Annotated in this window: 22 protein-coding genes; 2 read left to right on the top strand and 20 right to left on the bottom strand. The window is 71.0% G+C overall.

The window, feature by feature from the left end; genetic code table 11:
- Positions 1–12: 12 nt before the first annotated feature.
- From ACZ3IJ_RS16370 to ACZ3IJ_RS16355, 4 genes are all read right to left on the bottom strand, one after another.
- Positions 13–489, bottom strand: a complete 477-nt coding sequence (locus tag ACZ3IJ_RS16370; protein ID WP_467468669.1) for a GNAT family N-acetyltransferase — start codon at positions 487–489, stop codon at positions 13–15.
- Positions 486–1,427, bottom strand: coding sequence for an RluA family pseudouridine synthase (locus ACZ3IJ_RS16365; protein WP_352190513.1), 942 nt, complete (start codon positions 1,425–1,427; stop codon positions 486–488). Before ACZ3IJ_RS16365 ends, ACZ3IJ_RS16370 begins: the two co-directional genes overlap by 4 nt.
- Positions 1,428–1,444: 17 nt before the next feature.
- Positions 1,445–2,026, bottom strand: coding sequence for a signal peptidase II (lspA, locus tag ACZ3IJ_RS16360; RefSeq protein WP_467468666.1), 582 nt, complete (start codon positions 2,024–2,026; stop codon positions 1,445–1,447).
- Positions 2,027–2,089: 63 nt separating this feature from the next.
- Positions 2,090–2,962 (bottom strand): TraR/DksA family transcriptional regulator, encoded by an 873-nt coding sequence (locus tag ACZ3IJ_RS16355; protein ID WP_467468664.1) that lies wholly within the window; start codon positions 2,960–2,962, stop codon positions 2,090–2,092.
- A gap of 559 nt (positions 2,963–3,521) precedes the next feature.
- On the opposite strand from ACZ3IJ_RS16355, the gene ileS reads away from it, so the two are divergent.
- Entirely contained in the window at positions 3,522–6,662 is a 3,141-nt protein-coding gene (ileS, locus tag ACZ3IJ_RS16350) for an isoleucine--tRNA ligase (RefSeq protein WP_467468662.1), read from the top strand.
- 218 nt (positions 6,663–6,880) lie between these two features.
- Here the strand turns inward: ileS and ACZ3IJ_RS16345 are convergent, their stop codons facing one another.
- The 16 genes from ACZ3IJ_RS16345 to rsmH all read right to left on the bottom strand — a co-directional run bounded on the left by ACZ3IJ_RS16345 (position 6,881) and on the right by rsmH (position 24,617).
- Entirely contained in the window at positions 6,881–7,972 is a 1,092-nt protein-coding gene (locus tag ACZ3IJ_RS16345) for a DivIVA domain-containing protein (protein WP_467468660.1), read from the bottom strand.
- Positions 7,973–8,027: 55 nt separating this feature from the next.
- Positions 8,028–8,318 (bottom strand): YggT family protein, encoded by a 291-nt coding sequence (locus ACZ3IJ_RS16340; RefSeq protein WP_352190508.1) that lies wholly within the window; start codon positions 8,316–8,318, stop codon positions 8,028–8,030.
- Between the two features lie 77 nt (positions 8,319–8,395).
- On the bottom strand, positions 8,396–9,016 hold the full coding sequence (locus ACZ3IJ_RS16335; protein WP_467468657.1) for a cell division protein SepF: 621 nt from the start codon (positions 9,014–9,016) through the stop codon (positions 8,396–8,398).
- A gap of 124 nt (positions 9,017–9,140) precedes the next feature.
- A complete protein-coding gene (locus ACZ3IJ_RS16330) occupies positions 9,141–9,860 on the bottom strand; it encodes a YggS family pyridoxal phosphate-dependent enzyme (protein ID WP_467468655.1) in 720 nt (239 codons plus the stop codon).
- Positions 9,847–10,590 carry a peptidoglycan editing factor PgeF gene (gene pgeF, locus ACZ3IJ_RS16325; RefSeq protein ID WP_467468653.1) on the bottom strand — a complete coding sequence of 248 codons (744 nt, stop codon included), beginning with the start codon at positions 10,588–10,590 and terminating at the stop codon, positions 9,847–9,849. The genes ACZ3IJ_RS16330 and pgeF overlap by 14 nt, the downstream gene beginning before the upstream one ends.
- The gene (gene ftsZ / locus ACZ3IJ_RS16320) at positions 10,587–11,801 is read right to left on the bottom strand and encodes a cell division protein FtsZ (protein ID WP_467468651.1); all 1,215 of its coding nucleotides are present in this window, start codon (positions 11,799–11,801) and stop codon (positions 10,587–10,589) included. Before ftsZ ends, pgeF begins: the two co-directional genes overlap by 4 nt.
- 279 nt (positions 11,802–12,080) lie before the next feature.
- Positions 12,081–12,881 (bottom strand): cell division protein FtsQ/DivIB, encoded by an 801-nt coding sequence (locus ACZ3IJ_RS16315; protein WP_467468649.1) that lies wholly within the window; start codon positions 12,879–12,881, stop codon positions 12,081–12,083.
- 33 nt (positions 12,882–12,914) lie between these two features.
- Entirely contained in the window at positions 12,915–14,000 is a 1,086-nt protein-coding gene (murG, locus tag ACZ3IJ_RS16310) for an undecaprenyldiphospho-muramoylpentapeptide beta-N-acetylglucosaminyltransferase (protein ID WP_467468647.1), read from the bottom strand.
- 6 nt (positions 14,001–14,006) lie between these two features.
- Positions 14,007–15,347 (bottom strand): putative lipid II flippase FtsW, encoded by a 1,341-nt coding sequence (gene ftsW, locus ACZ3IJ_RS16305; protein ID WP_467468645.1) that lies wholly within the window; start codon positions 15,345–15,347, stop codon positions 14,007–14,009.
- A 55-nt stretch (positions 15,348–15,402) separates the two neighbouring features.
- Positions 15,403–16,842 (bottom strand): UDP-N-acetylmuramoyl-L-alanine--D-glutamate ligase, encoded by a 1,440-nt coding sequence (murD, locus tag ACZ3IJ_RS16300; protein WP_467468643.1) that lies wholly within the window; start codon positions 16,840–16,842, stop codon positions 15,403–15,405.
- Positions 16,824–17,894 carry a phospho-N-acetylmuramoyl-pentapeptide-transferase gene (gene mraY / locus ACZ3IJ_RS16295; protein ID WP_189802264.1) on the bottom strand — a complete coding sequence of 357 codons (1,071 nt, stop codon included), beginning with the start codon at positions 17,892–17,894 and terminating at the stop codon, positions 16,824–16,826. The genes murD and mraY overlap by 19 nt, the downstream gene beginning before the upstream one ends.
- Entirely contained in the window at positions 17,891–19,315 is a 1,425-nt protein-coding gene (locus tag ACZ3IJ_RS16290; protein ID WP_467468641.1) for a UDP-N-acetylmuramoyl-tripeptide--D-alanyl-D-alanine ligase, read from the bottom strand. Before ACZ3IJ_RS16290 ends, mraY begins: the two co-directional genes overlap by 4 nt.
- A gap of 3 nt (positions 19,316–19,318) precedes the next feature.
- On the bottom strand, positions 19,319–20,971 hold the full coding sequence (locus ACZ3IJ_RS16285) for a UDP-N-acetylmuramoyl-L-alanyl-D-glutamate--2,6-diaminopimelate ligase (RefSeq protein ID WP_467468639.1): 1,653 nt from the start codon (positions 20,969–20,971) through the stop codon (positions 19,319–19,321).
- 16 nt (positions 20,972–20,987) lie between these two features.
- Positions 20,988–22,976 carry a peptidoglycan D,D-transpeptidase FtsI family protein gene (locus ACZ3IJ_RS16280; RefSeq protein ID WP_467468637.1) on the bottom strand — a complete coding sequence of 663 codons (1,989 nt, stop codon included), beginning with the start codon at positions 22,974–22,976 and terminating at the stop codon, positions 20,988–20,990.
- A gap of 5 nt (positions 22,977–22,981) precedes the next feature.
- Positions 22,982–23,560, bottom strand: a complete 579-nt coding sequence (gene ftsL, locus ACZ3IJ_RS16275) for a cell division protein FtsL (RefSeq protein ID WP_467468635.1) — start codon at positions 23,558–23,560, stop codon at positions 22,982–22,984.
- A gap of 100 nt (positions 23,561–23,660) precedes the next feature.
- Positions 23,661–24,617 carry a 16S rRNA (cytosine(1402)-N(4))-methyltransferase RsmH gene (gene rsmH, locus ACZ3IJ_RS16270; protein WP_467468633.1) on the bottom strand — a complete coding sequence of 319 codons (957 nt, stop codon included), beginning with the start codon at positions 24,615–24,617 and terminating at the stop codon, positions 23,661–23,663.
- Positions 24,618–24,930: 313 nt separating this feature from the next.
- On the opposite strand from rsmH, the gene ACZ3IJ_RS16265 reads away from it, so the two are divergent.
- Positions 24,931–25,470, top strand: coding sequence for a beta-class carbonic anhydrase (locus ACZ3IJ_RS16265; RefSeq protein ID WP_467468631.1), 540 nt, complete (start codon positions 24,931–24,933; stop codon positions 25,468–25,470).
- Positions 25,471–25,613: the final 143 nt, after the last annotated feature.

The following is a 25,613-nucleotide window of genomic DNA, read 5'->3' as shown; positions in this document are numbered from 1 at the left end:
AGCAGGAGGCTGCTACGGCCCCTGGAGCACCCGCCGCATCGCGCGGTGCGGGATGCCCGCGTCCGGGAACTCGGGGCCGTACACCTCGTAGCCGAGCCGCTCGTAGAAGCCGAGCGCATGGGTCTGGGCGTGCAGGTCGACGGCGGTCAGGCCACGCTCGCGCGCCGCGTCCTCGATCGCGCGGACCAGCGCCGCGCCGACCCCGAGGCCGCGCGCGGCCTTGGAGACGGCGAGCCGGCCGAGCGAGCCGACCGCGGCGTCCCCGCCGGTCTTGCCCAGCGCGTCGGCTCCGTGCAGCAGCCGGCCGGTCCCCAGCGGCAGCCCGTCCTCGCGCACGGCGAGGACGTGGACGGCGGTCTCGTCGTAACGGTCGTACTCGATCTCCTGCGGCACGTTCTGCTCGACGACGAAGACCTCGCGGCGCACCGTGAAGCAGGCCTCCCGGTCGTCCGGGCCGATCGCCTCGCGGACCTCGTACCCGGTGCTCACGCGCTCTCCGCCGCGATCCGGTCCAGGGCGTTCTGCAGGTCCGCCGGGTACGTGCTCTCGAACTCGACCCAGCGCCCGTCCGACGGGTGCTCGAAGCCCAGGCGCACGGCGTGCAGCCACTGGCGCGTCAGTCCGAGCCGCTTGGCCATCGTCGGGTCCGCGCCGTAGGTGAGGTCGCCGACGCAGGGGTGGCGGTGGGCCGACATGTGCACGCGGATCTGGTGCGTACGGCCGGTCTCCAGCTTGATGTCCAGCAGCGAGGCCGCGCGGTAGGCCTCGATCAGGTCGTAGTGCGTCACGGAGGGCTTGCCCTCGGCGGTGACGGCCCACTTGTAGTCGTGCTGGGGGTGCCGCCCGATCGGGGCGTCGATCGTGCCGCTCATCGGGTCCGGGTGCCCCTGGACCAGCGCGTGGTAGCGCTTGTCGACGACCCGCTCCTTGAACTGCGCCTTGAGCAGCGTGTACGCCCGCTCGGACTTGGCGACGACCATGAGGCCCGACGTACCGACGTCGAGGCGGTGCACGATCCCCTGGCGCTCGGCGGCGCCGGAGGTGGAGATGCGGTACCCGGCGGCGGCGAGGCCGCCGATGACCGTCGTCCCGGTCCAGCCGGGGCTCGGGTGCGCGGCGACCCCGATCGGCTTCATGATCACGACGATGTCGTCGTCGTCGTGGATGATCTCCATGCCCTCGACCGGCTCGGCCACGATCTGCACCGGAGCCGGGGCCCCGGGCATCTCGACCTCGAGCCACGCGCCGCCGCTGACCCGCTCGGACTTGCCGACGACGGCGCCGTCGACCTGGACCTTGCCGGAGGCGGCCAGCTCCGCCGCCTTCGTGCGGGAGAACCCGAACATCCGGGCGATGGCGGCGTCGACGCGCTCGCCCTCCAGGCCATCGGGAACGGGCAGGGTGCGGATCTCGGGACTCGTACTCACCCGTCGAGTATGCCTTGTCAGTCCTTGTGGACGGTGCCGTCGGGGTCCAGACCCCGGAACGACAGGATGACGATCAGGAAGCCGCCGCAGACGATCGCCGAGTCCGCGAGGTTGAAGACGGCGAAGTGCGCGGGCGCGATGAAGTCCACGACCGCGCCCTCGAAGACGCCCGGCGAGCGGAAGATCCGGTCGGTCAGGTTGCCCAGGGCACCGCCGAGCAGCAGACCGAGCGCGACCGCCCACCACGTGCTGTACAGCTTCCGCGCGAGCCGGATGATCACCACGATCACCGCGGCCGCGATGAAGGTGAAGATGATCGTGAAGGCCTCACCCATGCCGAAGGCGGCGCCCGGGTTCCGGATCGCCTCGAACCTCAGCACGTCGCCGATCACCCGGATCGGCTCATGGCCCTCCAGCTCGGCGACCACGAGCATCTTGCTTCCGAGGTCGAGCAGATACGCGAAGAGCGCCACGACCAGCAGCGCGACGATCTTGCGCCGGCCCTTCGGCCGCTCGTCCGCGACCGGGGCGGCGGCCTCGCCGCCCGAGCCGTCCGCGTCTGAATCCGGCGTACCGATGATGCGCTCCGCCTCTGCCACGTGAGTCCCTCAACCTAGGTGCCCTGACTGTGCACGAGGGTACGGCACACCCCTTCGGGGCCGTCAGCCGCGGCGCTCCTGCTTCTGCTTGTCCTCGACGCAGAGGGTGGCCCGCGGGAACGCCTGCATGCGTGCCTTGCCGATCGGCTTGCCGCACACCTCGCAGAGGCCGTACGTGCCCGCGTCGAGCCGCTCCAGGGCGTGCTCGGACTGTTCCAGCATCTCGCGGGCGTTGGCGGCCAGGGCGAGCTCGTGCTCGCGGGTGATGTTCTTGGTGCCGGTGTCGGCCTGGTCGTCCCCCGCGCCGTCCCCGGAGTCCCGCATGAGGCCGGTCAGCTCCTCCTGGGAGTGGAGCAGCTCGGCCCGCAGGCGGAGGACCTCGCTCTCCAGCCCGGCCCGGGCCTCCGCGACCTCCGCGGGCGTCCAGGGGTCCTCACCGGGGCGTACGGCGAGCTCACCGGCGCGTGCCGGAGGGACCGCGGCCTCGCCGTCTGCCGTCGTGACGCCACCCGCGGTCTTCTTAGCTGCCACTGTCGCGGCTCCTGTCTGCTTCACGTGCGCCGCGGATGCGGCCTTCTTCTTGGCTGCGGTCTTCTTGGCCGCGGTCTTCCTCGCGACCGTCCCGCCGGCGGCGGGGGATTTCTCGGCCGCCGCGGTCTCCTTCTTCGGCGGGGCCTTCGTGGCGGCCGCCTTCCCGGCCGGGGTCTTCCCGGCCGAGGTCTTCTTCGCGGACGTCTTCTTCGCAGGGGCTGCTTCGGCCCCGGCCTTCGCCGTGCTGTTCGCCGTGCTCTTCGTCGTCCCGCGTGCCGGGGCCTTCTTCGCCGCCGCCTTCCCGGCGACCGCCGTCTTCTTGCCGGTGACGTCCTTGGCCGCCCCGTCCACACCGGTGGATCCGGCGGTCGAGGTCTTCTTCGCGGCGGTCTTCTTCGCCACCATGTCGCGGCCCCTTCACATTTTGTGATCTTGCTCGCGAATCGTGCTGGGACGATAAATCGGCCCAAGGCCCGCGGCAACGGGGCACGCCGCCGTTCGCACCCGCCCCGTGCCGCCGGCACGGCGAGTCTGCATCCGTTGTGCCCAGCTCCCCGCCCCGTAATCCGCCCCGCGGCGGCCGGTGAAGTCCGGCCCCGGCCGTATGGCCATTCGGGTCATGTCCGGCCGCCCCGCGCGCCGCCGGAAAAGCGGTCTGCCGAGCGGCTTCCGGCCCCGTACACTGGGCTGAGCGAAAGGCTTGGATGGGGACGAGTAGCGTCGTACGCAGCCATGAGCGACCCGGGGACGGTGAGAGCCCGGGGGCCAGCCCGATGTGAAGGATCACCCCGGAGCCGCCGGAAGAAAGCCGTCAGGCGACTAGAACCGGCATCGCGACCCCAATGAGGGGGCCACGGACGACACACGTCCGCGGCCAAGGAGGGTGGTACCGCGGGAGCCGCGCAGCACGGCGCTCTCGTCCCTCCGGACGGAAACGAAGCAGTCCGCCGGAGGAAGCTCGCCGATGAAACCGCCGCAGTACCGCCAGGTGCCCGCCCAGGTCGACCTGCCCGCGCTCGAGCACGCCGTGCTCGATTTCTGGCGCGAGAGCAAGATCTTCGCCAAGACGCTGGAGCAGTCCGAGGGCCGCCCCGAGTGGGTGTTCTACGAGGGCCCGCCGACCGCCAACGGCATGCCCGGCGCCCACCACATCGAGGCCCGCGTCTTCAAGGACGTCTTCCCCCGCTTCCGGACCATGCGCGGCTACCACGTGGCCCGCAAGGCCGGCTGGGACTGCCACGGCCTCCCGGTCGAGCTCGCCGTCGAGAAGGAGCTCGGCTTCTCCGGCAAGAAGGACATCGAGGAATACGGCATCGCCGCGTTCAACGACAAGTGCCGCGAGTCCGTGACCCGCCACACCGACGCCTTCGCCGAGCTGACGACGCGCATGGGCTACTGGGTCGACCTGGACGACGCGTACCGGACGATGGACCCCGAGTACATCGAGTCGGTCTGGTGGTCGCTCAAGCAGATCTTCGACAAGGGCCTGCTCGTCCAGGACCACCGCGTCGCCCCCTGGTGCCCGCGCTGCGGCACCGGCCTCTCGGACCACGAGCTGGCGCAGGGGTACGAGACGGTCGTCGACCCCTCCGTCTTCGTCCGCTTCCCGCTGACCTCCGGCCCGCTGGCGGGCCAGGCGGCGCTCCTGGTCTGGACGACGACGCCCTGGACCCTGGTCTCCAACACGGCGGTCGCCGCGCACCCCGAGGTCACCTACGTCGTCGCGACCGACGGCGAGGAGAAGCTCGTCGTCGCCGCGCCGCTGGTGGAGAAGGCGCTCGGCGAGGGCTGGGTCACCACGGGCGAGTCCTTCACGGGCGCCGAGATGGAGCGCTGGACGTACCAGCGCCCCTTCGAGCTCGTCGAGTTCCCCGCCGAGGCGCACTACGTGGTCAACGCGGAGTACGTCACGACCGAGGACGGCACGGGTCTGGTCCACCAGTCCCCCGCCTTCGGTGAGGACGACCTCAAGGTCTGCCGCGCCTACGGCCTGCCGGTCGTGAACCCGGTCCGCCCCGACGGCACCTTCGAGGAGGACGTGCCGCTGGTCGGCGGGGTCTTCTTCAAGAAGGCCGACGAGCAGCTGACCGCCGACCTGGACGCGCGCGGCCTGCTCTTCAAGCACATCCCGTACGAGCACAGCTACCCGCACTGCTGGCGCTGCCACACGGCCCTGCTCTACTACGCGCAGCCGTCCTGGTACATCCGCACGACCGCCGTGAAGGACCGCCTTCTCGAAGAGAACGAGAAGACGAACTGGTTCCCGGACTCGGTCAAGCACGGCCGCTTCGGCGACTGGCTGAACAACAACATCGACTGGGCGCTCTCCCGGAGCCGCTACTGGGGCACCCCGCTGCCGCTGTGGCGCTGCGAGGACGGCCACCTGACGTGCGTGGGCTCGCGCGCCGAGCTGACCGAGCTGACGGGCTCGGACCAGTCGGAGCTCGACCCGCACCGCCCGTACATCGACGCGGTGACCTTCCCCTGCCCGAGCTGCTCCAAGACGGCGACGCGCGTGCCGGAGGTCATCGACGCCTGGTACGACTCGGGCTCGATGCCGTTCGCCCAGTGGGGCTACCCGTACAAGAACAAGGAACTCTTCGAGTCCCGGTACCCGGCGCAGTTCATCTCCGAGGCCATCGACCAGACGCGTGGGTGGTTCTACACGCTGATGGCGGTCGGCACCCTGGTCTTCGACAAGTCGTCGTACGAGAACGTGGTCTGCCTGGGCCACATCCTCGCCGAGGACGGCCGCAAGATGTCCAAGCACCTGGGCAACATCCTGCAGCCGATCCCGCTGATGGACCAGCACGGCGCGGACGCGGTCCGCTGGTTCATGGCGGCCGGCGGCTCCCCGTGGGCGGCGCGCAGGGTGGGCCACGGCACGATCCAGGAGGTGGTGCGGAAGACTCTCCTCACCTACTGGAACACGGTCGCCTTCCAGGCGCTGTACGCCCGTACGTCCGGCTGGGCGCCGAGCGCGGCCGACCCGGCGCCGGCGGACCGCACGGTCCTGGACAAGTGGCTCCTGTCCGAGCTGAACACGCTGGTCAGCGAGGTCACGCAGGCGCTGGAGTCGTACGACACGCAGCGGGCGGGCAAGCTCGTCTCGGCGTTCGTGGACGACCTGTCGAACTGGTACGTGCGGCGCTCGCGCCGTCGGTTCTGGCAGGGCGACAAGGCGGCGCTGCGGACCCTGCACGACGTGGTGGAGACGGTCACGCGGCTGATGGCCCCGCTGACCCCCTTCATCACGGAGCGGGTCTGGCAGGACCTGGTGGTCCCGGTGACACCGGACGCCCCGGAGTCGGTCCACCTCTCGACGTGGCCGGAGCCGGACGCGTCCCTGGTCGACCCGGCGCTCTCGACCCGGATGACCCTGGTCCGCCGCCTGGTCGAGCTGGGCCGGGCGACGCGGGCGGAGTCGGGCGTCAAGACCCGCCAGCCGCTCTCCCGCGCCCTGGTGGCGGCGACGGGCTTCACCGAGCTCTCCCCGGAGCTGCGGGCCCAGATCACGGAGGAGCTGAACGTCACGTCCGTGGCCTCCCTCTCCGAGGTCGGCGGCTCGCTGGTCGACACGACGGCGAAGGCGAACTTCCGCGCGCTCGGCAAGCGCTTCGGCAAGGGCGTCCAGGACGTGGCGAAGGCGGTCGCGGCGGCGGACGCGGCGGAGCTGTCGCTGGCGCTGCGCCAGGCGGGCGAGGCGACGCTGGACGTGAACGGCGAGACGATCTTCGTCACCCCCGAGGAGATCATCATCACGGAGACGCCCCGTGAGGGCTGGTCGGTCGCCTCGGACGCGGGTGCGACGGTCGCCCTGGACCTGGAGATCACCCCGGAGCTGCGGAAGGCGGGCCTGGCCCGTGACGCGATCCGCCTGATCCAGGAGGCCCGCAAGAACAGCGGCCTGGACGTGGCGGACCGGATCGCCCTGCGCTGGGCGTCGGAGTCCCCCGAGACGACGGAGGCCCTGACGGCCCATGCGGAGCTGATCGCGGACGAGGTCCTGGCGACGGACTTCGCCCCGACCGCCCCGGACACCACGTTCGGCACCCCGTTCACGGACGAAGGCCTGTCCCTGACCTTCAGCCTCCGCAAGGCGTAACCAGCGGCACCGGGAAGCCCGGCCCCCTCGTGGGGCCGGGCTTCTCCGTTCCCCACGCGAGACCGTGGGTCACCACCCCCGTCCCCACCCGCCGTCCCCACCCGCCCGCACCCCGCGCCCACGCCCACGCCCACGCAAAAAGGCCGGGCCCCTGGTTTCCCAGGGGCCCGGCCTTCAGCCTGCCGACGGCTACGCGCTCACCGCGCGAACCGCCGCCGTCAGTTGTCGTCCTCGTCGATCAGGAAGCCGCGCATCGGCGCCGGCGCCTGCTGCATCGGCTGCGGCGCCTGCGGGCGGACCGGAGCCATCGGCTGGGTCATCGCCGGCGACATCTGCTGCTGGCCACCGTAGGACGGGGCACCGCCCATGGACGGCGGGGCGCCCATCGAGCCGTTGCCGCCGTACGACGGCGCACCCGCGCCCGCCGAGGCCATCGAGGGCGACGGCGGCAGGGAGGCCGTGGCCGGCGTCCGCGGCGGAGCCAGCGAGTCGTCCGCCTGGGTCTCCAGCTGGCGCAGCTGCGACTCCAGGTACGACTTCAGACGCGTGCGGTACTCGCGCTCGAAGCCGCGCAGGTCCTCGACCTTGCGCTCCAGCGTCGCGCGAGCGGACTCCAGGGAGCCCATCGCGACGCGGTGCTTCTCCTGCGCGTCCCGCTCCAGCGCGTCGGCCTTGGCGCGGGCGTCCCGCTCCAGGCCCTCGGCGCGCGAGCGCGCCTCTCCGACGATCTTGTTGGCCTCGGAACGGGCCTCCGCGATCGCCTGGTCGGCCGTCTGCTGGGCCAGCGAGAGGACACGGGCGGCGCTGTCGCCACCGGGGCCCTGCTGGGGCTGCTGCATCGGCTGCTGCATCTGCTGCTGGGGGTGACCCATGGGGCCGCCCATCGGCTGACCCATCGGGCCGCCCTGCATCGGGCCGGGGCCCATCGGGCCACCCTGCATCGGGCCGGGGCCGTGGCCACCGGGACCGGCGGGAAGCTGGGGCGCACCGGACGGCAGCTGCGGCGGGCCCATCTGCGGGGGCTGCTGCTGGACGGGCGGTCCGGATATGGCGGCGGGCACCGGGGCGCCGGGACCGACGGGACGATCCTGCTGCTCCGGGGGCTTGCGCATGCCCTGCTGCTGGTTCTGCGCAGCGGCACGCGTGGCCGCGGCCAGCTTGGCCCGCAGGTCCTCGTTCTCGCGGAGCAGGCGGGTCAGTTCGGCTTCGACCTCGTCGAGGAAGGCATCGACCTCGTCCTCGTCATAGCCTTCTCGAAGGCGGACGGTCGTGAACTGCTTGTTCCGCACGTCCTCGGGGGTCAGCGGCATCTCTTCTTCACCTCTACGTAGTCGTCGGCAGTCGGCAAGACCGTATCGTCCACATTCACCTCGCGAAGCCGCTCACGATGGAGATCAGGATGTAGACGATGATCATCAGAACGAAGAAGGACAGGTCAAGTGCCACGCCCCCGAGACGCAACGGCGGGATGAACCGCCGCAGAAGCTTGAGCGGTGGATCGGTGACAGTGTAGGTGGCCTCCAGAACGACCACCATCGCCTTACCGGGTTGCCATGAACGTGCGAACTGAAAGACGTAGTCCATGACGAGCCGGAAGATCAGCACGATGAGGAAGCACATCAGAGCGATGTAGACCACTTGTAGTGCGACGCCCATCCCGCGCTTCCCTCTCCCCTGGCTCTCGTGCTCTCACTTGCCCGGCCTTGCGGCCGGCCGTTCCGGTCTTCGTTTTCTCAGCTCTGGTTGAAGAACCCGCCCTCTGCGATCCGGGCCTTGTCCTCCGCCGTGACATCGACGTTAGCAGGCGACAACAGGAACACCTTCTGCGTCACGCGCTCAATGCTGCCATGGAGCCCGAAGACGAGTCCGGCGGCAAAGTCGACAAGTCGCTTCGCGTCCGTGTCGTCCATCTCCGTGAGGTTCATGATCACCGGAGTGCCCTCACGGAAGTGTTCCCCGATGGTACGGGCTTCGTTGTAGGTCCTCGGGTGCAGCGTGGTGATGCGGTACGGCTCCCGCTCGGACACGACCTTGGGCATGATCACCGGTGCGTTCTTCTCCAGGCTCGGGCGTTCGGGTGTGATGGACGCCACGGGGGCGATTCGAGCCGGACGTCCGCTTTCGGCGGATAGTGAGGCGGCGTGAGCGACCGGCTCGCGCGGCGTGGGCTGCTGCACCACACGTACCGGCTCCTCGCGCTCCAGCTGTCGCGGGGGCTGATGGCGCCGCTCGCGCTCGGGTTCCGGTTCCAGCTCGGGTTCGAAGTCGTCGTCGGGGTCGAACCCCCGGCCGTCGTACCCATCGTCCTCCACGAGGCCGAGGTAGACCGCCATCTTGCGCATCGCGCCGGCCATTCTCTGAGTCCTCCGCTCTGTGGTGGATCGGCCTCGTCACCAAGTGCCCGTGATCCACGAGGTCTGCCCGCCGACCGGCGGGAATGACCATATTTTCTGCTGTGGTCCGACTTGCTTGGCGACGTTACCCGAGCCTGGGGCGGACACCCAGTACCGCCGTACCGATGCGCACATGTGTCGCTCCGGCCGCCACAGCGTCCTCAAGGTCCGCGCTCATTCCCGCGGACACCATGTTCGCAGCCGGACGGGTCGCGCGCAGGAGAGTCGACAAATCCATCAGGCGGTCGAACGCCGCACGTTGGCGGCCCGCGAAGGGGCCGGCGAGCGGCGCGACGGTCATCAGTCCGTCGAGCCTCAGCCCGGGTGCGGCCTCCACCGCGGCGGCCAACTCCGCGACTCCGTCCGGCGAGACGCCGCCGCGCTCTCCGCGCTCGCCCGACTCGGCGTCGAGCGCGACCTGGACGAGGCAGCCGAGCTCGCGCCCCGACCTCTCCGCCGCCGCGGCGAGAGCGGTGACCAGCTTCAACCGGTCGACGGACTGCACGACATCCGCATAACTCGTCACAGAACGGACCTTGTTCGTCTGCAACTGGCCGACGAAGTGCCAGCGGAGGTCCAGATCCGCGCAGGCCGCGGCCTTGGGGGCGGCGTCCTGGTCGCGGTTCTCGGCGACGTCCCGTACGCCGAGTTCGTGCAGGATGCGCACATCGCTCGCCGGGTAGGTCTTGGTGACCACGATCAGGGTCACCTCCGACCGCTTGCGGCCGGCGGAGGCGCAGGCGGCAGAGATACGTTCCTCCACCCGCGCAAGGTTCTCGGCGAGTTCCGACTTACGGTCCGTCATATCCGTCCAACCAGACATATCCCGCGAGTCGCCCTGTGGTGCGATCGCGGCGGTACGAGTAGTGGTCACCCGACTCTCGGGTGCAGACCTCGCTCGCCTGCCGGTCCCGGATGCCGAGCCGCTCCAACTGGGCGTGGACCCCGGCGGTGACGTCGACGGCCGGGGTGCCCCAGCTCGTCTCGGCGAAGGCGGCCGGCTCGACGGCGGCCACCTCGGCGCGCATCGCCTCCGGCACCTCGTAGCAGCGCCCGCAGACGGCGGGGCCGGTACGGGCGGTGATCCGGGCCGGTTCGGCGCCGAGTTCGATCATGGCCCGCACGGCGGCCGGCACGACCCCGGCGATCATCCCCGGCCGCCCGGCGTGGGCGGCGGCCGCGACTCCGGCGACGGGGTCGGCGAGCAGGACCGGTGTGCAGTCGGCGGTGAGGACCGCGAGGGCGAGTCCGCGCCGGGTGGTGACGATCGCGTCGACCTGGGGAACCGGCCGGTCCCCCCAGGGTCCGTCGACCACCGCGACATCCGGGCCGTGCACCTGGTTCATCCAGACGACACGCCCGGGGTCGAGGCCCAGGGCCCCGGCCGCCCGGGCCCGGTTGACACGCACGGCCTCGGGGTCGTCCCCCACCGCGCCGCCGAGGTTGAGCTCCTCGTACGGAACGGCGCTCACCCCGCCCCACCTGTCGGTGAAGGCGAAGTGCGCGCCGCTCACGGGTTCGAGCCGCTCTATCACTTCAAGAAGTCCGGAACGTCCAGCTCTTCGGCCTGGGTGTCCGGGTACGGGCGGGCCGGCGGGACGACCGGGGGGACGGCCGGCGGCAGCGTGGTCTCGGCGGAGACCGCGGGGGCCGCGGGCTCGGCCGGGGCGGCCGGCTCGTCCCGGGGGGCGACGGTGCCGAGGCCGCCGAGCGGGCGCTCGGCGGCGCGCGGCGCGGGGGCCGGCTCCTCGCGCTTGGCCGAGGCCGAGCTGAGGATGTTGTCCCGGCGGGCCGGCGGCTGACCGCCGTCGAAGCCGGCCGCGATGACCGTGACCCGCACCTCGTCGCCCAGGGCGTCGTCGATGACGGCACCGAAGATGATGTTGGCCTCGGGGTGGGCGGCCTCGCTCACCAGCTGCGCGGCCTCGTTGATCTCGAAGAGACCGAGGTCCGAACCGCCGGAGATGGAGAGCAGCACGCCACGGGCGCCGTCGATGGACGCCTCCAGGAGCGGCGAGGAGATCGCCATCTCGGCCGCCGCGACCGCGCGGTCGTCGCCGCGGGCGGAGCCGATGCCCATGAGGGCCGAACCGGCCTCGGACATGACCGACTTGACGTCGGCGAAGTCGAGGTTGATCAGACCGGGGGTGGTGATGAGGTCGGTGATGCCCTGCACACCGCTCAGCAGCACCTGGTCGGCCGACTTGAAGGCGTCGAGCACGGAGACCTGGCGGTCCGAGATCGAGAGCAGCCGGTCGTTCGGAATGACGATGAGGGTGTCGACCTCTTCGCGGAGCTCGGCGATGCCGTCCTCCGCCTGGTTGGCCCGACGGCGTCCCTCGAAGGTGAACGGCCGGGTGACCACACCGATCGTCAGGGCGCCGAGCGAGCGCGCGATGTTGGCCACGACGGGTGCGCCGCCGGTGCCGGTGCCGCCACCTTCGCCGGCGGTCACGAAGACCATGTCGGCCCCCTTGAGGACCTCCTCGATCTCCTCACGGTGGTCCTCTGCCGCCTTGCGACCGACTGCCGGGTTCGCCCCGGCCCCGAGGCCACGGGTGAGTTCACGGCCGACGTCGAGCTTGACGTCGGCGTCGCTCATCAACAGCGCTTGCGCGTCGGTGTTGATCGCGATGAACTCGACGCCCTTGAGACCGACCTCGATCATTCGGTTGATGGCATTGACACCACCGCCGCCGACACCGATGACCTTGATGACTGCGAGGTAGTTCTGCGGTGCTGCCACGTCGAAGGCCTCTCGCCTCGAGTTACGTGTCGCCGCTTCGCGGTGGTAGTCGCGCTGCGACGACGGATGCCGATGGGACGGTCCGAAACGCCGACCCAAACCCTAACGTTGAAGTTTAGGGTTACCAGTGTCTCTGTTCGCTGGACTCTTCCGAACAGGACACTAAGTCGACAAGTGGCGCACGTTCAACGAACACGCCGAACCTCCCGTTTTTCTTTTCACCCTATGTGATCACCCATAGCGCTGGCCAACCAGGGCGCTGGCCAGCGGGAATGGGCGTCAACTCCCCGAGGTGGCGGGGGCTGTGGGGGCGCTTACGTCGAAGTGCCCCGCTTTGGGCGCCGCCTTCATCAGAGCGGTGAGCACACGGGCCTTGAGGGCACCCTCCTCACCACTGCCCCAGAAGACCGTACGACCGCCGCCGAGCTCCAGAGTGATGGAGTCGTACGAGGTGATCTCCACGACACGAGTGTCCCGGGCGATTTTCTCCGGGAGTTCGCCCGTCACGCCCACCGCCTCGACCAGGAGCCGGTCCTCGTCGAAGCGGCGCAGGCTCGGCGCGGAGGCGGCCTTCAGTACGAGTTCGGGTACGCCGGGGGGCGCTTTGTCCACCGTGGCGAATCGCGTTCCGGCGGCGTCCACTTCCGTGAACTTTCCGCCCTTTTCCACCACCAGGACCGGCTTCCGTTCCGTCACTTTCAGACCGATTCCATCCGGCCAGGACCGAGTGACCTCGACGGTGTCGATACGGGGCAGTTCCCGTAGCAGTCGCGCCTCGATGGCGTCGGTGTCGACGGAGACGAGCGGGGAACCGATCGGCACGGCGGCGACCGCCTCCACCTCACGGGGTGTCAGAACCCGTGTCCCGGAGGTCGTCACGCGCTCCAGGCGCAGCCAGGAGGAGCCGTAGAGCGCCCAGACCGTGCCGGACCCGATCAGGACGAGGGCGAGCGCGATCAGCAGGGACCTGGGGCCGGGTGCCCGGAATCCTCCATTCCGGGCACCCGTCCCCACCGGCCGTTCCGACGACCCCTTCGGCTCGCGTGTGCCGCGCTTCTCCGCGGTCGTCGGTCCGGTCACGCCCTCTCTCCGTCCCTGTGGGGCGCGCTCGCCTCAGCGCGCGGCGATCGCGTCGTACACCATGCCGACGAGCAGGTCGTCGGCGTCCCTGCGGCCGAACTCGGCGGCGGCGCGGGACATCTCGTACAGCCGGTGCGGATCCGCCAGCACGGGCAGGACGTTGCCCTGCACCCACTGCGGCGACAGCTCCGCGTCGTCGACGAGCAGCCCGCCGCCCGCCTTGACCACCGGCTGGGCGTTGAGCCGCTGTTCGCCGTTGCCGATGGGCAGCGGGACGTAGGCGGCGGGCAGCCCGACGGCGGAGAGTTCGGCGACGGTCATCGCGCCCGCGCGGCAGAGCATCATGTCCGCCGCCGCGTACGCGAGATCCATCCGGTCCACGTACGGTACCGGGACGTACGGCGGCATCCCGGGCATGTTGTCGACACGCGGCAGCTCGTTCTTCGGGCCGACCGCGTGCAGGATCTGGATGCCGGAGCGCTGGAGCACGGGCGCGATCTGCTGGACGACCTCGTTGAGCCGGCGTGCGCCCTGCGAGCCGCCAGAGACGAGCAGCGTCGGCAGGTTCGGGTCGAGACCGAAGGCGGCGCGCGCCTCGGGCCGGACCCGGGCCCGGTCGAGGGTGGCGATGGTGTGCCGCAGCGGGATGCCGATGTAACGGGCGTTGCGGAGCTTCGAGTCCGGCGTGGCGACGGCGACCCCGGCCGCGTACCGCGAGCCGATCTTGTTGGCCAGGCCGGGCCGGGCGTTGGCCTCGTGGACCACGATCGGCACTCCGAGGCGCTTGGCCGCGAGATAGCCGGGCAGGGCCACGTAGCCGCCGAAGCCGACCACACAGTCGGCCTTGGTGCGCTCCAGGATCTGCTCGGCCGCCTTGATGGTGCCGCGCAGCCGTCCGGGGACGGTGATCAGCTCAGGGGTGGGCTTGCGCGGCAGCGGCACGGCAGGGATGAGCGCCAGCTCGTAGCCCCGCTCGGGGACGAGTCGGGTCTCCAGGCCCTTCTCCGTGCCGAGCGCCGTGATGCCCACGCTCGGGTCCTGCCTGCGCAGGGCGTCCGCGAGGGCGAGCGCTGGCTCGATGTGGCCGGCGGTCCCCCCACCGGCGAGTACGACATGCACCGAAATTCACCGCTCTCCGGACGGACGCTTCTTGACGCGCCGTCGCATCGACTTCCATCTCACCCCGGCCCGCCTACCCCAGCCGGGGCGCCGCATGGCCAGGGCCGCTTTCGCGGCGGGTTCCTGTCGCGCGAAGGCGATGAGGAGCCCGACGGCGAACATGGTCGGCAGCAGGGCCGACCCTCCGTAGGAGAACAGCGGGAGCGGGACCCCGGCGATCGGCAGCAGACCGAGCACCGCACCGATGTTGATCACGGCCTGGGCCGTGATCCACGTGGTCACACCTCCCGCGGCGTACCTCACGAAGGGGTCCTCCGTGCGTCCGGCCACGCGGATACCCGCATAGCCTAGAGCCGCGAACAGGGCGAGTACCGACAGCGTCCCCGCCAGACCCAGTTCCTCCCCGGTGACGGCGAAGATGAAGTCGGTGTGCGCTTCGGGTAGTTGGCCCCATTTTTCCACACTGGCACCCAGTCCGGAACCGAACCATCCGCCCGAGGCGAGAGCATAGATCCCGTGGGCGGCCTGGAGACAGGGCGCGCCCTCTCCGCCCGGGTCGGTGGCGCCGATGCAGGCGAACCGCTTCAGCCGGTTGTCGCTCGTCGTGATCAGCAGGTATCCGAGGGCCCCGGCCACCGCCAGCACGCCGACGAAGAGCCTGGTGGGGGCGCCGGCCGTCCACAGCAGCCCGAAGAGGATCGCGGTCAGCACGATCGCCGTGCCCATGTCCCCGCCGAGCATGATGAGCCCGAGCAGCAGGAACGCCGCGGGCACCAGCGGCACGAGCATGTGCTTCCACTGCGTGAGCAGTTTCATGTCCTGTTTGCGGGCCAGCAGGTCGGCGCCCCACAGGATGAGCGCCAGCTTGCCGAACTCACTGGGCTGCAGCATGAACGGGCCGCCCAGCGAGATCCAGTTCTGGTTGCCGCCGACCGCCCGCCCTATCCCCGGGACCTGCACGAGCACCATCAGGAAGACCGCGCCGACGAGGATCGGGTACGCGAGCGCCCGGTGCAGCTTCACGGGCATCCGGGACGCCACCAGGAGCAGCACCGCGCCGAGGACGGCGGCGAAGAACTGCTTGCGGAAGAAGTACGAGGGCACGAGGTCGTACCGGAGCGCCGTGATCATCGAGGCGCTGTAGACCATCACCAGGCCGAGCGCGGTGATCAGCAGGGCGGCGCCGAGGATGACGTAGTACGCGGTGAGCGGCCGGTCCCAGGCCCGCCGCGCCTGCTCGTACATCCGCCGTACGCCTCCGGCGCGGGAGGCGCGCGGCGGCGCGGGAACGCGGCCTCCGCCGCGGACGGCGGAGGGCCGGCGGGTCCCGGCGGTTCTGCTCGGCATGGTCGCTGTCCCCTCCAGTCGTGCCCGGCGCTGCCGGACCTCCTTGCTGGTCAGGTCAGTCGCGCCCGGCCGTGGCGAGGGCTCGGACGGCGTCCGCGAAGGCCTCGCCCCGCTTGTTGTAATTGGTGAACATGTCCATCGAGGCGCAGGCCGGGGCCAGCAGGACCGTGTCGCCCGGCTGCGCGAGCCGGGACGCCTCCTCGACCGCCGCGGACATCGCCCCAGTGTCGGTCCGGTCGAGGTCCACGACCGGGACCTCGGGGGCGTGTCGCGCCAGGGCTTCGCGGATCAGCGCACGGTCGGCGCCGATGAGGACGACCCCGCGCAGGCGCTTCGCCGAGTTGGCGACGATCTCGTCGAAGGCGGCGCCCTTGGCGAGGCCGCCGGCGATCCAGACGATCGGGTCGTAGGCCGCCAACGAGGCTTCCGCGGCATGGGTGTTGGTCGCCTTGGAGTCGTCGACGTAGACGACGCCCTGGATCTCCTCGACCAGTTCGATGCGGTGCGGGTCGGGCCGGAAGGCGCGCAGCCCGTCCCGTACCGCCTTCGGCTCGACGCCGAAGGCACGGGCGAGGGCGGCCGCGGCGAGCGCGTTGGCGATGTTGTGCGGGGCGGGCGGCTGGACGTCGGCGACCTCGGCGAGCTCCTGGGCCTGCTTCTGCCGGTTCTCGACGAAGGCCCGGTCGACGAGGATGCCCTCGACGACGCCGAGCTGGGACGGGCCGGGGGTGCCGAGGGTGAAGCCGATGGCCCGGCAGCCCTCCTCGACGTCCGCCTCGCGGACCAGGTCCTCGGTGACCTTGTCGGCCACGTTGTAGACGCAGGCCACGGTGTTGCCCTCGTAGATCCGGCCCTTGTCGGCGGCGTACGCCTCCATGCTGCCGTGCCAGTCGAGGTGGTCGGGCGCCAGGTTGAGCACCGCGGCCGAGTGGGCCCGCAGGCTCGGGGCCCAGTGGAGCTGGTAGCTGGAGAGCTCGACGGCGAGGACGTCGTACGTCTCCTCGCCGAGGACGGCGTCGAGGAGCGAGACCCCGATGTTCCCGACGGCGGCGGTCCGCAGCCCCGCGGCCTGGAGGATCGAGGCGAGCATCCGCACGGTCGTGGTCTTGCCGTTGGTGCCGGTCACGGCGAGCCAGGGAGCGGGAGTCCTTCCCGGCGGGGTCTCACGCAGCCGCCAGGCGAGCTCGACGTCGCCCCAGACCTCCACACCCGCCTGGGCGGCGGCCGCGAAGAGCGGCTTGTCGGGCCGCCAGCCGGGGGCGGTGACGACCAGTTCGCTGCCTTCCGGCAGGGTGTCGCCGTCACCGAGGCGGACGGTGATCCCCTCGGCCCGCAGCTCCTCGGCCTGCGCCCGGGAGCGCTCGTCGTCGCCGTCGTTGACGACGGTCACGACGGCGCCCAGGCCGTGCAGGGCACGGGCGGCCGGGATCCCGGAGACCCCGAGACCCGCGACGGTGACCCTCTTGCCGTTCCAGCTCACTTTTCGGATGCCCATCCCGCGTAGAAGAGGCCCAGGCCCACGATCACGCACATGCCCTGGATGATCCAGAACCGGACGACGACCAGGACCTCCGACCACCCCTTGAGTTCGAAGTGGTGCTGGAGCGGGGCCATCCGGAAGACGCGCTTGCCGGTCATCTTGAACGAGCCGACCTGGATGACCACCGACATGGTGATCAGCACGAACAGGCCGCCGAGCAGGGCGAGCAGCAGCTCGGTACGGGAGCAGATGGCGAGACCGGCGAGCGCGCCGCCGAGCGCGAGCGAGCCGGTGTCGCCCATGAAGATCTTGGCCGGCGAGGTGTTCCACCACAGGAAGCCGAAGCAGGCACCCATGAGGGCGGAGGCGACGACCGCGAGGTCGAGCGGGTCGCGGACCTCGAAGCAGGCGTTGGGGTTGGTCAGGGTGACCGCGTTGGCGCAGGACTCCTGGAACTGCCACAGGCCGATGAACGTGTACGCGCCGAAGACCATCACCGACGCGCCGGTGGCCAGGCCGTCCAGACCGTCCGTCAGGTTCACGCCGTTGGACATGGCCAGGATCATGAAGAGCGCCCAGACCACGAACAGCACCGGCCCGATGGCCCAGCCGAAGTCGGTGATGAAGGAGAGCTTCGTGGAGGCGGGAGTGAGCCCGCGCAGGTCCGCGAACTGCAGGGAGAGCACGGCGAAGGCGATGCCGACGATCAGCTGGCCGGCCATCTTCGCCTTGGCCCGCAGACCCAGCGAACGCTGCTTGACGATCTTGATGTAGTCGTCGAGGAAGCCGACGAGGCCCATGCCGGCCATCAGGAAGAGGACGAGCACACCCGAGTACGTCGGGTCCTCACCGGTGATGACCTTGGCGAGCGCGTACGCGATGAGCGTGGCCAGGATGAAGGAGATGCCGCCCATGGTGGGCGTGCCCTTCTTGCCGGCGTGGCCGCGCGGGCCGTCGTCGCGGATGAACTGTCCGTACCCCTTGCGGGCAAGGAGCTTGATGAGCAGCGGGGTGCCGATCAGGGTCAGGAAGAGCCCGATGGCTCCCGCGAAGAGGATCTGCCTCATCGGCCCGTGACCTCGCTCTCGGAGTCGAGCAGTGCCAGGGCGACCTGCTCAAGACCGACAGACCTGGAAGCCTTCACAAGGACGACATCCCCCGGGCGCAGCTCTCTGCGCAACAGGTCGACAGCCGCCTGCGCGTCGGACACGTGCACCGACTCCTCACCCCACGAACCCTCGTTATATGCGCCCAGTTGCAGCCAGGACGCTTCCCTGTCCCCTACTGCCACGAGCTTGCTGACGTTGAGCCGGACGGCGAGCCGTCCGACCGCGTCGTGCTCGGCGAGCGATGCGTCCCCGAGCTCGGCCATCTTGCCGAGCACCGCCCACGTCCGGCCCCCCTGGGCCTGTGCGGCCCGGCCCATGGCCGCGAGCGCGCGCAGAGCGGCTCGCATGGACTCGGGATTCGCGTTGTAGGCGTCGTTGACGATCGTCACGCCGTCCGGACGCTCGGTGACCTCCATGCGCCAGCGCGACAGGGTGCCCGCCTCCGAGAGCGCGGTGGCGATCTCCTCGACGGGCATGCCCAGCTCATGGGCGACGGCGGCCGCGGCGAGCGCGTTCGACACGTGGTGCTCACCGTACAGGCGCAAGGTCACGTCACTGCACCCGGTGGGTGTGTGAAGCTTGAAAGAGGGCTGTCCGTTCGCTGTGAGACGGACATTCTCGCCACGTACGACCGCTTCGTCCGACTCTCCGAAGAGCGTCACGCGCGCCCGGGTCCGCTGGGCCATGGCCCGGACGAGCGGGTCGTCGGCGTTGAGGACGGCCACACCGCCCTCGTCGGCCGGGGGCAGCGCCTCGACGAGTTCGCCCTTCGCCTGGGCGATCTGCTCGCGGCCGCCGAACTCGCCGATGTGGGCGGTGCCCACGTTGAGGACGAGTCCGATGCGCGGCGGGGTCAGTCCGGTGAGGTAGCGGATGTGACCGATGCCGCGGGCGCCCATCTCGAGGACCAGGTGCCTGGTCTCGTCGCTCGCGCGCAGCGCCGTCAGCGGGAGCCCGATCTCGTTGTTGAGCGAGCCGGGTGTCCACACGGTGGGTGCGTGGCGGTCGAGGACCTGGGCGATCAGGTCCTTGGTGGAGGTCTTGCCGGCCGAGCCGGTCAGCGCGACGACATCGGTGCCGAGGCGTTCGACGACGGCGCGGGCGAGGGCGCCGAGGGCCGTCTGGACGTCGTCCACGACGATCGCGGGTACGCCGACGGGGCGGGCGGCCAGCACCGCTGCCGCGCCCGCCTCGACGGCGCGGGCCGCGTAGTCGTGGCCGTCGACCTGTTCGCCGGCGAAGGCGGCGAAGAGGCTGCCGGGCTTCACCTCACGGGAGTCGATGACGACGGGACCCGTGATCCGGACGGCCGGATCCGGTATGTCGTACGACTGCCCGCCGACGATTTCGGCGATCTCGGCGAGGGAGAGGGCGATCACAACTTATCCCTGACTGTTTTTGAGGTTCTGTTCAATCGCTGCGTGCAGGACCTGACGGTCGTCGAAGGGGCGGACCACTCCGGCGATGTCCTGACCCTGCTCGTGGCCCTTGCCGGCGACGAGCACGGTGTCGCCGGGCTCGGCGCGGGCCACGGCCGCGGCGATGGCCGCGGCGCGGTCGGCGTCGACCAGGACGTCGCCGCGCTCGTGGGCGGGCACCTCGGCGGCGCCGGCGAGCATCGCGGCGAGGATCGCGAGCGGGTCCTCGGAACGGGGGTTGTCGGAAGTCAGTACGGCGGTGTCGGCGAGACGGGCCGCCGCGGCGCCCATCGGGCCGCGCTTGGTGGTGTCCCGGTCGCCGCCGCAGCCGATGACGATGTGCACCTTCCCCTCGGTGACCTTGCGCAGCGAGCGCAGGACCGATTCGACGGCGTCCGTCTTGTGGGCGTAGTCGACGACCGCGAGGTACGGCTGGCCGGCGTCGACGCGCTCCAGCCGGCCGGGGACGCCGGGGACGGCGGCGACGCCGTCGGCGGCGGTCTGCGGGTCGATCCCGGCGACGGCCAGGGTGACGATCGCGGCCAGGGTGTTGGCGACGTTGAACGGGCCGGGCAGCGGCGCGGCGGCGGAGATCCGCTCGCCCTCGGGGCCGACGACCGTGAACGTGGAGCCGTGGGAGCCGATCTCGACGGCCTCGGCGCGCCAGTCGGCGTCCGGGTGGCCCTCGGCGGAGAAGGTGACGACCGGGACGCCGGCCTCCCCGGCGGCGAGCCTGCGGCCGTAGGCGTCGTCGAGGTTGACCACACCGCGCCTGCTGCGCTCCGGGGTGAAGAGCTGAGCCTTGGCCGCGAAGTAGTCCTCCATGTCGGAGTGGAACTCCATGTGCTCCGGGCTGAGGTTGTTGAAGACGGCGACGTCGAAGACGCAGCCGTCGACCCGGCCGAGCACGAGGGCGTGGCTGGAGACCTCCATGGCGACCGCCTCGACGCCCCGTTCGCGCATCACGGCGAACAGGGCCTGGAGGTCGGTGGCTTCGGGGGTCGTACGCTCCGACTTGATGCGCTCGTCACCGATCCGCATCTCGACGGTGCCGATGAGGCCGCTCCTGAGCCCGGCCGCCCTGAGTCCGCCCTCCACGAGGTAGGCCGTGGTGGTCTTGCCCGAGGTGCCGGTGATGCCGATCTGGAGGAGGTCCTCGCCCGGCCGGCCGTAGATCTCGGCGGCGAGTTCGCCCATCCGTCCGCGCGGGTTCTCGACGACCAGGACCGGCAGGCCGGTCGCGGCGGCGCGTTCGGCGCCGGCCGGGTCGGTGAGGATCGCGGCGGCGCCGAGGCCGGCGGCCTGGGCGGCGAAGTCGGCGCCGTGCAGCCGGGCGCCGGGAAGGGCCGCGTACACGTCGCCGGGCCGTACCGCCCGCGAGTCGTGGGTGATGCCCGTGACGGCGGCGTCGCCGGGCGTCTCGGTCCCGAGCCGGGCGGCCAGGTCGCCCAGGGGTGTCGGGCGGGCCTGCTCGGGGCGGGGCGGGGCGGTTCGGTACTGATCAGCGTGTGGCACGGCGGTGAGCGTACCGGGCCCACCCGCCGCGGGGCCAAAAGAGGCCGGGGCGTCGCCGGAGTTCGATTTCCGGTTCCCGGAATCGGGGGTGATCGTGCTCACTGGTGCTCCCGGGGTGTCACTCGCTGTCCTTGAACATGACCGGCAGTCGGGCGGGCTCGCTGCCCGTCGGGGCCACATGGAGCGTCTTGAGGGCGAACTCCATGACCTTCTTGTAGATGGGGCCGCAGATCTGGCCGCCGAAGTAGCTGCCCTTGGTGGGGTTCTGGATGGCGCAGTAGACCGTGATCTGCGGGTCGTCGGCCGGCGCGAAGCCCGCGAACGAGGCCGTGTACCCCTTGTAGCGGCCGAGTTCGGGGTCGACGCGGTTGGCGGTTCCGGTCTTGCCCGCGACGCGGTAGCCGGGGATCCGGGCCTTGGTGCCGGTGCCCTCCTCGTCGCCGACGACGGACTCCAGCATCTGCGCGACGGTCCTGGCGGTCTTCTCGCTCACGACCCGGGTCTCCTTCGGGGCGGGCGCGGGTGTGAAGCGGCCGTCGGGTCCCTTGGTGCCGCGGACGAGGGTGGGCTCGATCCGTACGCCTCCGTTGGCGATGGTCGAGTAGACCGAGGCGGCCTGCATGGCGTTGACGGAGAGGCCCTGGCCGAAGGGGATCGTGTACTGCTGCGAGGTCGACCAGTTCTGGGGCTTGGCGAGGATGCCCGGGGTCTCGCCGGGGTAGCCGAGCCCGCTGGGGCTGCCGATGCCGAACTTGCGCAGGTAGGAGTGGAGGACCCGGTTGGACTCGGCCTGGGTGTCGCCGAGCTGGCCGGTGGCCAGGATGGTGCCGATGTTGCTGGACTTGGCGAGGACGCCGTTGAGCGTCAGGTACCAGGTCGGGTGGTCGATGTCGTCCTTGAAGAGCCGGTCGCCCCGGTGCAGGCGGTTGGGGACGACGACATGGGTGGCGGGCGTCGCCGCGCCCTCCTCCAGGACGGCGGCCATGGACATGACCTTGCTGGTGGAGCCGGGCTCGTAGGCGTCCTGGAGGGCCGCGTTGCCCATCGCGGCGGCGTTGGCCGCGGACAGGTCGTTGGGGTCGAAGCCGGGGGCGTTGGCCATGGCCAGGACCTCCCCGGTCCGCGTGTTCTGCACTATGACGTAGCCGCGGTCCGCCCTGGACTTCTCCACCTGCTCCGTGATGGCGCGCTGGGCGGCCCACTGGATGTCCCGGTCGATGGTCAGCTCGATGTCCGAGCCGGGCACGGCCGGGGTACCGCGGGAGCCCGCGGTGGGCACCTGGCGGCCGCCGGACTCGGCGAACCTGATCTTGCCCTCCTGGCCCGCGAGCTCCTTGTCGAGCATGGACTCGAGGCCGCCGGCGCCCCGGCCCTCGGCGTTGACATAGCCCAGTATCCCGGCGGCGAGCTCCCCGTTGGGGTACACGCGCTTGCTGCTGGGCTCGCTCAGGATGCCGCCGAGCAGGTTGACGCCGTTGCCGCCCTCGGAGGGCTTGGACTTCTGCCCGTAGACCTTCTTGAGGTCCTTGATCTGGTTCCAGACCTGTGGGGTCTGCTTGCGGGCCAGCAGGGTGTAGCGGGACTTGGGGGTACGCAGCTTCTTCGCCAGGTCGGCGGGCTCCTTGCCCAGGAGCGGTGCGAGGAGCGCGGCGGCCTGCTCGGGGGCGTCCCGGACCTTGCTCTCCTCGGGGGTGAAGAGTTTGGGGTCGGCGGTGATGTCGTACGCGTCGACGCTGGCGGCCAGGGCGATCCCGGAGCGGTCGGTGATCTCGCCGCGCTCCGCGGAGAGCGTGTACTCCTGGTAGCGGTGCGCCTCGGCCTTCGCGGCCAGGGCGCTCGCGTCGACGGCCTGCACCTGGAGCAGGCGGACGACGAACACCAGCATCACGAGGGTCAGGCCGAGCGAGACGAGCCGCAGCCGGGGCTTCGGGCTGCCGAGCCGGATGGTGCGCACCTTGGGCCGTACGGGAGGCCGGGAGGCGGGCCTGCGCGGGGCGCCACCGGAGCGGGCGCCACCGGAGCGGGCGGCGGCGGGCCGGGGGCGGGCGGGGCGCGCGGGCCCGGCGGGGCCGGGGACCCGCCGGCGCGGGGGCTCCTTGGGGGGCACTGAGGTCACCTGCCGGAGGTCGTCGGGGCGGGCGCGGTCGTCTTCTGCGTCGTCTCGGGCGCCTCTGGCGTGACTGCCGTCTCCGGCGTGACTGCCGTCTCTGGCGTCACTGCCGTCTCTGGCGTCACTGCCGTCTCTGGCGGCTTCGCGGGGGCGCTCGTGTCCGGGTTCGTGCGCGGCGGGGTCGGGTCGGGTCGGGGGGCGGGCGGCTTCGGCGCGGCCGTCGCCTCGGAGGGCTCGCCGAGGACCTTGCCGCTCGGGTCGAGGAAGGCGGGGCTGCCGCCGGGGACCATGCCGAGCTCCCGGGCCCTGCGCTCCAGCGCGTCGGGCGCGGAGTAGTCGTCCACGTCCCGCTGGAGGGCCTGCTCCTCGTCGGTCAGCTCGGTGGTGCGGTTCTTGAGGTCACGCAGTTTGAAGGATCCCTGGTTGAGGGCGGAGTTGAGCAGCAGGAGCGTGATGAGTCCGCCGCCGAGGAGCACCACGACGAGAAGGACGAAGGGGGTACGGGCGGCGGTGCTGGGCCCCGAGGGCATGAGCCGCCCGAGCCGCGCCGCCCGCCCTTTGAGCGGCCCCTTCGTCGTCATGCCCGCTCGCTTCCGTGCGCTTCTTCCCCGCCCGAGTGGCGCGGAGCCGCGGCGGCGCCGAGCGCTGCGCGCGGGGTGGCGGCGGGAGACGGGCGGGCGGTCACAGTGCGTCCTCCCGGATGCGCTGCGCCCCTCGGAGCCGGGCCGGAGCGGCTCGGCGGTTCTCGGCGATCTCCTCCTCGGTGGGGAGTTCGGCGCCTCGGGTGAGCAGCTTGAGCCGGGGCTGGTACTGCTCGGGGACCACCGGCAGGCCGGGCGGCGCGGTGTTCGCCGCGCCCGCCGCGAAGACCTGCTTGACCAGGCGGTCCTCCAGGGAGTGGTACGAGAGGACGGCGATCCGGCCGCTCACGGCGAGTGCCTTCACCGCCGCCGGGATCGCCCGCTCCAGGACGGTCAGCTCGCCGTTGACCTCGATGCGCAGGGCCTGGAAGGTGCGCTTGGCGGGGTTGCCGCCGGTGCGCTTGGCCGCCTGCGGCAGCGCGTCGCGGATCAGCTCGACCAGGCGCGCGCTGTTGGTGAACGGCTCCTTCTCGCGCTCGCGCACGATCGCGGACACGATCCGCTTGGCCTGCTTCTCCTCGCCGTACGCCCGCAGGATGCGGACCAGCTCGCCGGCCGGGTAGGTGTTGAGGACCTCCGCCGCGCTCATGCCGGTCGTCTGGTCCATGCGCATGTCGAGCGGGGCGTCCTGCGCGTAGGCGAAGCCCCGGTCGGCCTCGTCGAGCTGCATGGAGGAGACGCCCAGGTCGAAGAGGATGCCGTCGACGCGCGGGATGCCGAGCCGGTCGAGGACCTCGGGCAGTTCGTCGTAGACCGCGTGGACGAGCGTCGCGCGCTCACCGTACGGGGCGAGCCGTTCGCCGGAGAGACGCAGCGCCTCCTTGTCCCGGTCGAGGGCGACGAGACGCGTCTCGGGGAACCGCGCGAGCAGCGCCTCGCTGTGGCCGCCGAGGCCGAGGGTGCAGTCGACGACGACCGCGCCGGGGCGCTCCAGGGCGGGGGCCAACATGTCCAGGCACCGCTGGAGCATCACCGGGACGTGTCGGTCGTTGCTCAATTGCGCCCTCTCAGAATTCGGCTCATGATTCGGCGCGGCCGCTACGCATCCGCCGCGCACGCGGGGGAGAAAGCGCGGAAATCGCTCAATGTCTCCGTGAACTTCGCGTTACTTTAGTCCACTGGCCGTGGCGGTCAATCAACCGGCTGGCGCGTCGCACAGGGCTTCGGTCGGAGCGGGGCATTCAGGATGACTCACCCGAATGGGCCTTCACTTCCCATGCCTGTGGGTTACCTCACAACAAGCCTCATTGACGTTCTTTGTCCGCTCTCACAGCGGGCCATGAGCACTCGTGACCACTACCGTCATAGACATGTCGACCTCTGCGCACACTTCCACCGACGTGATTCAGACCGCCGGCACGGTCACCGACCGGCTCGTCGAGGCCAACGAGCGGTACGCCGCCGGCTTCACCGATCCGGGCATGGACGCGCGCCCCGTGCTGAACGTGGCCGTGGTGGCCTGCATGGACGCCCGTCTCGACCTCCACGCCGCGCTCGGCCTGGAGCTCGGCGACTGTCACACCATCCGCAACGCGGGCGGCGTCGTCACCGACGACGTGATCCGCTCGCTCACGATCAGCCAGCGCGCGCTCAAGACCCGCAGCGTCGTGCTCATCCACCACACCGGCTGCGGCCTGGAGTCGCTCACCGAGGAGTTCCGGCACGAACTGGAGATGGAGGTCGGCCAGCGGCCGTCCTGGGCCGTGGAGTCCTTCCGCGACGTCGACCAGGACGTCCGGCAGTCCATGCAGCGCGTCCGGACCTCGCCGTTCCTGCTGCACACCGACGATGTCCGCGGGTTCGTCTTCGACGTGACCACCGGTCTTCTCCGCGAGATCGACCCCGCCTGATCCGCAGGGCGCAACATGGCAAACCCCGGCATAACGCTCCCACTTGTCCACAGGCGAGTGACACAACCCGGCAAGGGCAACAAGAATGCTCGGGTGACACCCCCCGCAAGGAACCGCGGGGGCAGGTGTCGGTGTTTTTCGGA

The sequence above is a fragment of the Streptomyces sp. NPDC013317 genome, assembly GCF_055563155.1.
The sequence above is the reverse complement of the archived record's forward strand: the minus strand, read 5'-3'. Positions and strand labels throughout refer to the sequence as shown.

Bases quoted from the DNA above. Each gene is read 5' to 3' on its own strand.
- ACZ3IJ_RS16345 (WP_467468660.1), bottom strand. From the start codon at position 7,972: ATGCCGCTGACCCCCGAGGACGTGCGGAACAAGCAGTTCACGACCGTC.
- mraY (WP_189802264.1), bottom strand. From the start codon at position 17,894: ATGAGGCAGATCCTCTTCGCGGGAGCCATCGGGCTCTTCCTGACCCTG.
- ACZ3IJ_RS16330 (WP_467468655.1), bottom strand. From the start codon at position 9,860: ATGACGGACCGTAAGTCGGAACTCGCCGAGAACCTTGCGCGGGTGGAG.
- ftsL (WP_467468635.1), bottom strand. From the start codon at position 23,560: ATGACGACGAAGGGGCCGCTCAAAGGGCGGGCGGCGCGGCTCGGGCGG.
- ileS (WP_467468662.1), top strand. From the start codon at position 3,522: ATGAAACCGCCGCAGTACCGCCAGGTGCCCGCCCAGGTCGACCTGCCC.
- ACZ3IJ_RS16355 (WP_467468664.1), bottom strand. From the start codon at position 2,962: ATGGTGGCGAAGAAGACCGCCGCGAAGAAGACCTCGACCGCCGGATCC.
- murD (WP_467468643.1), bottom strand. From the start codon at position 16,842: ATGGGCATCCGAAAAGTGAGCTGGAACGGCAAGAGGGTCACCGTCGCG.
- ACZ3IJ_RS16265 (WP_467468631.1), top strand. From the start codon at position 24,931: ATGTCGACCTCTGCGCACACTTCCACCGACGTGATTCAGACCGCCGGC.
- ACZ3IJ_RS16335 (WP_467468657.1), bottom strand. From the start codon at position 9,016: ATGGCCGGCGCGATGCGCAAGATGGCGGTCTACCTCGGCCTCGTGGAG.
- ftsW (WP_467468645.1), bottom strand. From the start codon at position 15,347: ATGCCGAGCAGAACCGCCGGGACCCGCCGGCCCTCCGCCGTCCGCGGC.
- ACZ3IJ_RS16340 (WP_352190508.1), bottom strand. From the start codon at position 8,318: ATGGGCGTCGCACTACAAGTGGTCTACATCGCTCTGATGTGCTTCCTC.